13 protein-coding genes are annotated in these 9,152 nt (G+C 65.0%); 5 read left to right on the forward strand and 8 right to left on the reverse strand.

Translation table 11 applies throughout. The features are described from left to right. Positions 1-181: 181 nt before the first annotated feature. Both ACQY80_RS03825 and ACQY80_RS03830 read left to right on the forward strand, forming a co-directional pair. Complete coding sequence (locus ACQY80_RS03825) at positions 182-772, forward strand: SOS response-associated peptidase family protein (protein WP_428683799.1); 591 nt, start codon at positions 182-184, stop codon at positions 770-772. 82 nt (positions 773-854) lie between these two features. Further along, positions 855-1,169, forward strand: a complete 315-nt coding sequence (locus tag ACQY80_RS03830; protein ID WP_428683801.1) for a PilZ domain-containing protein — start codon at positions 855-857, stop codon at positions 1,167-1,169. 18 nt (positions 1,170-1,187) lie between these two features. Here ACQY80_RS03830 and ACQY80_RS03835 read toward each other — a convergent pair whose 3' ends face one another. Continuing rightward, positions 1,188-1,613: an EVE domain-containing protein gene (locus ACQY80_RS03835; protein WP_428683803.1), complete on the reverse strand. Its 426-nt coding sequence runs from the start codon at positions 1,611-1,613 to the stop codon at positions 1,188-1,190. 133 nt (positions 1,614-1,746) lie between these two features. Here ACQY80_RS03835 and ACQY80_RS03840 point away from each other — a divergent pair, with 133 nt between their 5' ends. After that, the gene (locus tag ACQY80_RS03840) at positions 1,747-2,676 is read left to right on the forward strand and encodes an isopenicillin N synthase family dioxygenase (protein ID WP_428683805.1); all 930 of its coding nucleotides are present in this window, start codon (positions 1,747-1,749) and stop codon (positions 2,674-2,676) included. Between the two features lie 10 nt (positions 2,677-2,686). Beyond that, a complete protein-coding gene (locus ACQY80_RS03845) occupies positions 2,687-3,280 on the forward strand; it encodes a hypothetical protein (protein ID WP_428683807.1) in 594 nt (197 codons plus the stop codon). Positions 3,281-3,286: 6 nt separating this feature from the next. On the opposite strand, the gene ACQY80_RS03850 is transcribed toward ACQY80_RS03845, so the two are convergent. Genes ACQY80_RS03850 through ACQY80_RS03870 form a run of 5 tightly spaced genes read right to left on the reverse strand, consistent with a single transcriptional unit; the run spans position 3,287 to position 6,128 of the window. Next, on the reverse strand, positions 3,287-3,694 hold the full coding sequence (locus ACQY80_RS03850) for a DUF1398 domain-containing protein (RefSeq protein WP_428683809.1): 408 nt from the start codon (positions 3,692-3,694) through the stop codon (positions 3,287-3,289). A 24-nt stretch (positions 3,695-3,718) separates the two neighbouring features. Next, positions 3,719-4,297 (reverse strand): site-2 protease family protein, encoded by a 579-nt coding sequence (locus ACQY80_RS03855; RefSeq protein ID WP_428683811.1) that lies wholly within the window; start codon positions 4,295-4,297, stop codon positions 3,719-3,721. 2 nt (positions 4,298-4,299) lie between these two features. Continuing rightward, positions 4,300-4,704: a ribose-phosphate pyrophosphokinase gene (locus ACQY80_RS03860; protein ID WP_428683813.1), complete on the reverse strand. Its 405-nt coding sequence runs from the start codon at positions 4,702-4,704 to the stop codon at positions 4,300-4,302. Next, a complete protein-coding gene (locus tag ACQY80_RS03865) occupies positions 4,680-5,498 on the reverse strand; it encodes a DUF1295 domain-containing protein (protein ID WP_428683815.1) in 819 nt (272 codons plus the stop codon). Before ACQY80_RS03865 ends, ACQY80_RS03860 begins: the two co-directional genes overlap by 25 nt. A 12-nt stretch (positions 5,499-5,510) precedes the next feature. Continuing rightward, a complete protein-coding gene (locus ACQY80_RS03870) occupies positions 5,511-6,128 on the reverse strand; it encodes a lysophospholipid acyltransferase family protein (protein WP_428683817.1) in 618 nt (205 codons plus the stop codon). A 113-nt stretch (positions 6,129-6,241) separates the two neighbouring features. Between ACQY80_RS03870 and ACQY80_RS03875 the strand changes: the two genes are divergently transcribed. After that, entirely contained in the window at positions 6,242-7,651 is a 1,410-nt protein-coding gene (locus tag ACQY80_RS03875; protein WP_428683819.1) for a M20/M25/M40 family metallo-hydrolase, read from the forward strand. 27 nt (positions 7,652-7,678) lie between these two features. Here the strand turns inward: ACQY80_RS03875 and ACQY80_RS03880 are convergent, their stop codons facing one another. Together ACQY80_RS03880 and ACQY80_RS03885 are read right to left on the reverse strand one after the other, a co-directional pair. Next, positions 7,679-8,497: a ferredoxin--NADP reductase gene (locus tag ACQY80_RS03880; RefSeq protein ID WP_428683821.1), complete on the reverse strand. Its 819-nt coding sequence runs from the start codon at positions 8,495-8,497 to the stop codon at positions 7,679-7,681. Further along, positions 8,497-8,955: a hypothetical protein gene (locus ACQY80_RS03885; protein WP_428683823.1), complete on the reverse strand. Its 459-nt coding sequence runs from the start codon at positions 8,953-8,955 to the stop codon at positions 8,497-8,499. Before ACQY80_RS03885 ends, ACQY80_RS03880 begins: the two co-directional genes overlap by 1 nt. Positions 8,956-9,152: the final 197 nt, after the last annotated feature.

Consider the following 9,152-nt stretch of genomic DNA (forward strand, 5'->3'; position numbering starts at 1 on the left):
CCACTGATCGATATCATCCGTTCGACCCTCATGGGTCTCGGTTGCCTCAGCATCCTCGGCTTCGCCGGTTGCGGAATGATGGGCGCCGGCGTCATCGCCCTTGGACAAATAGTCTGCGGCACAGCGCGCGCCCGCACAGGGCATTATTGACACGCCGCCATCGCCCGGCGAGCGTGTCCGCATGAATCTCTATCGCCTCGATGCGCCTGCCGCCGCGATCGCCGCCGCGTTCGACGTCAACGCCGGCCGCGATCCGTGGACGGGCGATTATGTGACCCCCGGCCGACCGGCTCCCGTCATCGCCCCCGACAGCCGCGGCGGTCTGCGCCGTTACCTGCGTCCGAAACTTTGGGGCGTGCCGCCCCCGCCGCAGGGGACGCAGCCCGTCACCAGCGTTCGCAACCTGTCGAGTCCGTTCTGGATCGGGACACTTCGCCACCCCGAGCTGCGCTGCCTGATCCCGGCAACGAGTTTTGCCTTGTGGTCGGGAACGGCCGGAGCCCGACGCCAGCATTGGGCCTCGCTCCCCGGCCGGCCGGTCTTCGCCTTTGCCGGGATCCAGCGTCAGAATGAGGACTGGCCGGGCTTTGCGATCCTGTCGACCGAGCCGAACGGACTGCTCGAACGCTTCAATCCGGGGGCGATGCCGCTGATCCTCGCCCCCGAGGATCATGAGCGCTGGCTGACCGCCGAATGGCGCGAGGCAAGCCGGCTCGTCACCCCCTATCCCGGATATCTGATGGCGATCGGGGACGCCCCGCCGCGCCCCTGAAATTCACCATGTTCCTTCACTTCGGAATAACCAATAGCGCACTAAATTCGCCCGAATCGAAAACGGGGTGGGACGCAAAGACGTGCTTACAAGGACCAATACCAAATCCGCATCGCAGGCGCGGCGCGGCGAACGTGCACCCGTATGCGGCCGCGCACGCTTTCGCGAACCCGGCTTCAATCCGTTCGACGTCGAACTGTTCGACCTGTCGGCGAGCGGCTTTCGCATGGTGACCTTCGCGCGTCCGCAGATCGGCAAGACGATCTGGGTCAGCCTCCCCGGCCTTGAGCCGCTCGAAGCGGTCGTCCGTCGCGGCGAAGGCAATAATTTCGGCTGCGAATTCGTTCGCCCGCTATATCCGTCGGTCGCGCAGCATCTGCAGGTGAAGCTGCGCTGACATACTGACCGCGGGCTATCAACCCCCGGCTTTTTCCGACTTTTTCAGGATATGCTTCCACTCGGCGGGCGTAACGCGCCCGACCGACAGGCGGGACTGGCGGATCAGGTCCATATCGGCCAGCGCCGGGTCGGCCTTGATCGCCGCGAGCGTCACCGGATGCTTCAGCGCGCGCACCGGCGCGACGCGGACGATTACCCAGGGCGCGCCTTCTTCAGCGGTGGGGTCAGGCGAGGATTCTTCGGTGATCGTCATGATCCCCACGCACTCCTTGCCGATATTGCTATGATAGAACAGCGCCTCGTCACCGACCTTCATCGCCATCAGGTTGAGCTTTGCGGTGTGATTGCGCACCCCGTCCCACATCCCGGCCCCGTCCTTGACGAGTTGCTCCCACGCATAGGCGTCGGGTTCGGATTTCATCAGCCAATATTGCTTTGCCATGGCGGCGGGCTTAGCCGAGCCGCCCGCGCGACGGAACCGCCTTTTTCCCTTTAACCGTCGGCGCGCAGCGCCTAAATCGCGACTCATGACGCGCCTGACCGGCGCCGCCCCTTATCAGATGGACTTATCCCGCATGACTGCTGTCGTTCCCGTCATTTCCATGTCGCTCCCCGCCGATCAGTTCGCGAAGGATTTCGGAGCGTCGTTCGAGCGCTTTGGCTTTGCGATGATCACCGACCATGGGATCGACCCGGCGCTGATCGACGATGCCTGGGCGAAGGCGAAGACCTTCTTCGCGCTGCCCGAGGATCAGAAGCGCGCCTATCATATCCCCGGCGGCGGCGGTGCGCGCGGTTATACACCGTTCGGCACCGAAATCGCCAAGGGTGCGAAGGAAGTCGACCTCAAGGAATTCTGGCACGTCGGCCGCGACCTGCCCGCCGGGCACCGGCTCGCCGCGCAGCAGCCGAACAATGTCTGGCCGGCCGAGGTCGAGGGCTTTCGCGCCGTCTATGACAAGCTTTTCGCCGAATTCGACCGCGTCGGCGCGCGCCTGCTGTCGGGGATCGCCCGCTACCTCGGCCTCGCGCCCGATTTCTTCGACGACACGGTCGCCGACGGCAACAGCGTGATGCGCCTGCTCCACTATCCGCCGGTCGCGGCGCCGGCAAAGGGCATCCGCGCCGAAGCGCATGAGGATATCAACACGATCACGCTCCTGCTGGGCGCCGAGGAGGCCGGGCTCGAAATCCTCGACAAGGATGGCAGCTGGCTTCCCGTTTCGCCGCCGCCGGGCGCGATGGCGGTCAATGTCGGCGACATGCTGCAGCGCCTCACCAACAACAAGCTGCCCTCGACAACGCACCGCGTCCGCAACCCCGACGCGGGCCGCGCCAGCGTCGCGCGCTACTCGATGCCCTTCTTCCTCCATTTCCGTTCGGACTATCCGATCGAGACGCTGGAAAGCTGCGTCGATGCGTCGCATCCGAACCTCTATCCCACGCCGATTACCGCCGACGAGTATTTGCAGCAGCGGCTGCGCGAGATCGGGCTGAAGAAGTAACGCGGCGCGCATGACGATCCGGGACAAAGTCGGCGAAGCCGTTGTCGGGGGCCTGACCGGGCTCGCCGTCGTTGTCGTCTATCTGATCGCCCGCGCCGCAATCCATGGCGCGGGCCCTGGCGACTGGCTGGCCTTCGCGGGCGCGATGGTCGGCATCGGCGGCGCGACCGGCACCGCCATCTATGTTGCCGACCGGACGCGGCGGACGGCGCGGCGCGACGACGTCAACCTGCTGAAGGGGGCGCTCGAAGATCTGGATGTCACGCTGAGCAAGATCGCGCGCGGCGATGCGGGCGAACCCGACCGGCACAAGCAGAAAGCAGACATCGTCTCGCTGCTGGAACAGCTTAATCTTGGGCGCGAGGTCTTCGCGCACGCGCGCGCCACGTCGAAGATCGACGATGTCACCTTGTGGCGCCACGTCCGGGTCGTCGAAATGACGATCGAGGACAATGCGAAGATGCTGGAAAAGGAAACCGCGATCGTCGGCGAGCGTGAGCCGACTGACGAGATATTGCGCATCTACCGCGAGCATACGCAGACCTTTGCCGCCGAGCTGCGGCCGCGCCTTCGCGATGCGATCGGGCGGATCGGAAAGCTCTAGGCGCGCTCAATCAGTGTCGGGGAAATGCTCGACATGCGCCTCGGCGGTGCGACCGAGATAGACCGCGCGGTGCCCCGGAAACGAGACGATATAGCCGACGCAGCCCGCGCGCTTCACCTTCGCGCAAAAGCCCGCATAGGTGTAGCCGGGCGCGTTCGCCTGCGCCTCGCGGATCGCGGCCTGCACTGCGGCGACATCGAACGCGGTTCCGATATCGGTATCGTCGCGGTGGATCGGTAGGACAATGCTTTCGCCCGACGGCAGGAAATAGACCGCCTCCCCGCGCCGGAAATCGACCTCATAGCTTTCGAAGCCCGCGTCGATCAGCGCGCCGACGATCGCCGGAAAATCCATCGCGTTGCGCGTCGCGCCGGCCAAGCAACGCTCGGCCGTTTCCCGCTGCCTTTCGTTCATCCTGCTCTCCCATTGTTTATGGCATCATTTTTTATCCGGCTTCTTCGTCCGGGCAAACCGGTTGCGGCCGCGCCACAACGCCAGCAATCCGGCGCCGTCGCTGCCACGATACGGAAGCAGGTTGCCGAGCGAGGAGATAAAGGCGACCACCATCAACATCGACGCCAACGGCGCCTCCGGAGAGGAAGCGGACATCGACAGGGCAGCCGATGCCGCCAGCGCCAGCAAAGCCGCAATGGCGTCTGAAAGCGGCCCCGCAGCCAGCACGATGGCATGTTGCCACCGTGTCCAGCCACCTTCCGGCGGGCGCAACCGGACGAAGCCGCCAAGATCACCGCCTCGCGGTAAAGGCTCGAAGGTCAGGCGCCGCTGTCGGGGTACATAGGTCAGACCGAACACCGAAATGGCGAGCACGGTCCCCCGCTGCCACCAGACCGCCAGGGCGTGGGCGAGTTCGTGAAAGAACGTGACGAGAAAGCTGAGAACGGCAAGCGCGAGGAGTACGGCGAGTCCACCCCATGATCGCGGCGCATACTCATGGAGCCCGGCGAAAAGCATCAGGCTGAGCAGGATACGGACAACGCCGACGACCCATTCGCCCATGCTTATCGCCTCTCCCAATAATCGAACACCGCCTGTTGCTGTTCGCGGATGAAACGCGCCGCCGCCGCGCCTTCCCACGGACCGTCGTAGCCGAGCAGCAGCGCCGTCCCGCCGACCCACCAGCCCTGCCCCGGCAGCCGGTCGCTCTCACGCACCACCAGCACCGCCATATCGGGTTCGCCGTCGAGCGCGCAGAGTCGGTCGACCTCTTCCAACGTGCGACACACGGCGCGCATCTTAGGCCGCGTGAAGCGGAAGCCGAGGTCGCCGAGCAGTTCGGAATAGCTGACGCAGCGCCCCTCGCGCGCGGCAGCGGTCAGGATCGCGCGGATGCGTGGCGCATCGCCCAGCGCCGATACGTTGGCGGGAGTTTCCGCAGTTCCTAGGCCTTGGTCTTTGGCGGCCATGGAAAGAAGCCCGAGGTGCGCTGGACATAATCGGCATAGCCGGGACGGGATTTGTGGAGGCCCTTTTCAAGCAGCGCCTTGCCCGACCAGCGGGTGAGCGTGAAGGTCAGGAAGATGGGTCCGATGACGCTCGCCAGCGCCACCCCGATGCCGATGTCGGCCGCCACCAGCCAGATGCCCCACCAGGTCAGCGTGTCGCCGAAATAATTGGGATGGCGCGTGTAATGCCAGAGGCCGGTGTCGAGCACCTTGCCCTTGTTCGCGGAATTCTTGCGGAAGGCATGGAGCTGCGCATCGCCGATCGTCTCGAACGCGATGCCGGTCAGCGCCGCCGCGATCCCGATCCAGCCAAGGATGCCGACCGCCGATGCCGGGTCGGCGGCGCTCGCCCAGATTCCGATCTGCGCGGGCAGGCAGGTGAGGAAGAGCAAAGGCGCCTGCATCAGGAAGACCATGATCAGGGCCGACAGCGCCCAGCTCCAGCCACGCTGTTTCATCACGCCGCCCAATATCTTCTGATAGCGCGGGTCTTCGCCGGCCGCGCGCCATCGCAGGAACAGATGGATCGCAAGCCTGAGCCCCCACAGCGTCGTGAGGCCGAGCAGCCATTGGCCGTGCGGCGCCGCGATCCCGGCCTGCCGCGCGCTCGCACAGGCGAGCAGCACCATGCCGAACGCCCAGAAGGCGTCGATGAAGGAGACGTCGCGAATGCGGACCGCAATCGCCCACAGGATCAGGATCACCCCGATCAGCCCGGCGAAATTGACCCCGAGCATTGTCAGCACATCGCTCATCCATATGCCTCCCTACGCTTCGTCGGTCCCCAATATATCGTCGATCGAGCGCACCGCCCGCTCGGGAAATTTGGGGATGCAGCCCTTATAGACCTCGAACACCTTCATCATGTCGGCGCGAAAATCGCCCGTCGGCCAGATCAGCGGCCCAAGCCCGCCGGTCTTCGTCCCGTAATCCATCATCCCGACGACCATCGGCACCTTGGCGGCGAGCGCAATCTGGTAGAAGCCCGTGCGCCACCTTTTTGCCTTGCCGCGCGTCCCCTCTGGCGCCACGGTCAGCATGAATTCGGCGCGGCGCGCAAATTCATCGACGATCTGCTGCACGGCGTTGCTGGCATGTCTGCGGTCGACCGGAACCCCGCCCATCTGGCGCATGAAGCCGCCGAGCGGCCATCTGAACAGCGACAGCTTGCCCATGAAATGCGGCCGCACGCCAAGGTCGGCGGTCAGCCCCAGATAATTCACGAAATCCCAGTTGCTGGTGTGCGGCGCCGCGATGATGATGAAGCGGCGCGGTTCGGGCACCTCGCCAACCGCCTTCCAGCCGCGGATGCGGTAAAGCAGTAGCAGGAACCGGCGCACGGCGCGCGCCACGAGCCCCGGCGGGTCGTCTTCGATAGCAGTCAAAATTCTCTCCCTCGCCTGCACTTGCGCGAAAGCGTGCGGACGCGCAAGCGGCTTGCAGCCTGCCCTGCTTTCTGCTCCTTAGCTTCCTCAGCTTTAAAGGGAGAAACGGGGTGATGAGGAAGGCGACCGCGCTGCTGATCTCGGCGTTGCTGGTGACGACGCCGGGTATCGCGCAGGAAGCACCGCGCCCCGATCAGCTCGCCTTTCGCGACCTTTACAAGGAACTCGTCGAAACCAACACGACGCTGTCTTCGGGAAGCTGCACGCTCGCGGCCGAGCGTATGGCGGCGCGGCTGAAAGCCGCGGGTTTCGTCGACGATCAGCTCACGCTTTTCGCGACGCCCGAACATCCCAAGGAAGGCGGCCTCGTTGCCGTCTATCCGGGCACGTCGAAGAGTGCGAAGCCGATCCTGCTGATCGCGCATATCGACGTCGTCGAGGCGAAGCGTGAGGACTGGGAGCGCGACCCGTTCGTGATGGTCGAGGAGAACGGCTATTTTTATGGCCGCGGCACAGCCGACGACAAGGCGCAGGCGGCGGTCTGGATCGACACGCTGATCCGCTTCAAGCAGCAGGCGTACAAACCCAAACGGACGGTGAAAGTCGCACTCACCTGCGGCGAGGAAACGAACGGCGCGTTCAACGGCGCCGAATGGTTGGCGGCGAACAAGCGCGAACTGATCGACGCCGAATTCGCGCTCAACGAAGGCGGCGGCGGTGACAGCGACGGCAAGGGCAAGATACTCGGCCAGTCGGTGCAGGTCGGCGAGAAGACCTTTGCCAACTTCCGCCTCGAAACGCGCAACCCCGGCGGCCACAGCTCGGCCCCCGTCCCCGACAATGCGATCTATCAGCTCGCCAACGCGCTGACGAAGATCGAGGCCTATGATTTTCCGGTCGAGATGACCGACACGACGCGGCGCTTCTTTGCCGAAGCCGGCGCGGCGCGCGATGACGAGACCGGCCGGGCGATGGTCGCGCTCGCGAAGAACCCCGCGGACAAGGCGGCCGAAGTGATCGCCAACAAGGATCCCTTCCTGCACAGCAATTTGCGGACAACCTGCGTCGCGACCCTGCTCGACGGCGGGCACGCACCGAACGCACTGCCGCAGCGCGCCGGGGCGAATATCAATTGCCGCATCTTCCCGGGCCACAGCATCGAATCGATCAGGGACGAGCTTGCGAAGGTGATCGGCGACAGCGGCGTCACGATCACCCAGCTGGCGCCCAAGCGCCCCGCTCCGCCCGCGCCGCCGCTCGCCCCCAAGGTCATTGGCCCGATGCAGAAGCTGGTCAGCAAATATTGGCCCGGGCTGAAGGTCATCCCGTCGATGGCGAACGGCTATACCGACGCAACCTTCCTCGGCGCGGTCGGCATTCCGACTTATGGTATCCCCGGCATGTGGGGCGACCCCGACGGCAATGGCGCGCACGGCCTGAACGAGCGCATGGAAGTGCGGTCAGTCTATGTCGGACGCGACTATATGTTCGACCTGGTCAAGGCCTACGCCGACAAGCCTTGAAGCCTTCCCCGGGGGAAGGCGCGGGGCTCATCCCACGAACGCCCGTTCGATGACGAAGTCGCCGGGTGAGGCGTTCGAGCCTTCCTTGAATCCCAGCGCCTCGAAGCGGTGCTGAAGATCGCGGATCATCGCCATGCTGCCGCACATCATGATGCGGTCGGTCGCGGGGTCGAAATGGTTGGCGCCCGTCAGCGGATGGCCGAACATCCGGCCGTCCTCGATCAGCGCGTCGATGCGCCCTTCGCAACGAAAGGCCTCGCGCGTCACCGTCGGCAGATAATGGAACTGCAGCAGCGCCTGATCTTGCACCAGCGGATCGCCGGCGAGCTGGCTTTCCAGCTCCTCGCGGAAAGCGAGATCGCTCACCTGCCGCACGCAATGGACGATCACGATCTGGTTGAAGCGCTCGTAGATGTCCGGATCGCGCGCGAGGCTGAGGAAAGGCGCGAGCCCGGTGCCGGTCGAGAGCAGGAACAGCCGCCGTCCGGGGGTCAGCGCGTCGGCGACCAGCGTCCCGGTGGGCTTGCGGCCGAGATAGATCGGGTCGCCGGGCTGGATCAGTTGCAGGCGCGAAGTCAGCGGGCCGTCGGGCACCTTGATCGACAGAAATTCGAGCTCGTCCGAATAGGCGGGGCTGGCGATCGAATAGGCGCGCAGCAGCGGACGTCCCTCACCGCCCGGCAGGCCGATCATCACGAACTCGCCCGACCGGAAGCGGAAGCTCGCCGGGCGGCTGATCGAGAAGCTGAACAGATGCTCGTTCCAGTGGCGGACGCGCAGCACCTCCTCGACAGTCAGCGAGGCGGAGGGCGCGAGTTTCGCGGCGGCGGCAATACGGTCACTCATCACTTGGAACTTTCCTGATGCTTCAAGGTGCCGGCCAGCAGGGCCGACGGGTCAAATCCGGCGATAGCCAGCCGCTCGATCGTCGCACCCATCGCCCACGCGGCCGGCCCGGTATCGGGACAGCCGGTCAGCAGGGTCAGGGTAGCATGGGCGGTCGCGCGGTCTTCCAGCGCAACGCCCTGCCAAAGTCCAAGCAGAATTGCTTCATGCTCTGAAACCCGGGGGCATGGCATGGGCGCCAAGGCGAGGATGGGACCTGCCTGCGAGCCGATCAGCGCCATCGCGGTATGGAAGTCGGGCAGCGCGGACAACGCCCCCGTTACAGAGAAACCCTGCCGGAGCACCTGCGGCGGACATGCTCCGTTCGCAGCGGCGTGGACCCAGCCCCGCATCGCCCACAACAGGAAGCGCCCGCTGTTCGACAGGCTTTCGACCGGGCGGTCCACAAAGGCGTACATGCGTTCGATTCTCCACGCTGGATGCTGTGCGTCTATAGTTATTGCGAGTCATTTGCAACTATGTCATCATAATAACTGCCAAGGGAGGATGAGATGACCGACAACAACCGCCGTTCGATGCCGATCAGCCTGCCGTCGATCGCGACGGCCGTGGCCGGGGTTGGCCCTGTTGTTGTTCGCACTTCTTCGCTGGCGCG

Source organism: Sphingopyxis sp. (genome assembly GCF_965279755.1).
In the GTDB taxonomy this organism is placed as follows: Bacteria; Pseudomonadota; Alphaproteobacteria; order Sphingomonadales; family Sphingomonadaceae; genus Sphingopyxis.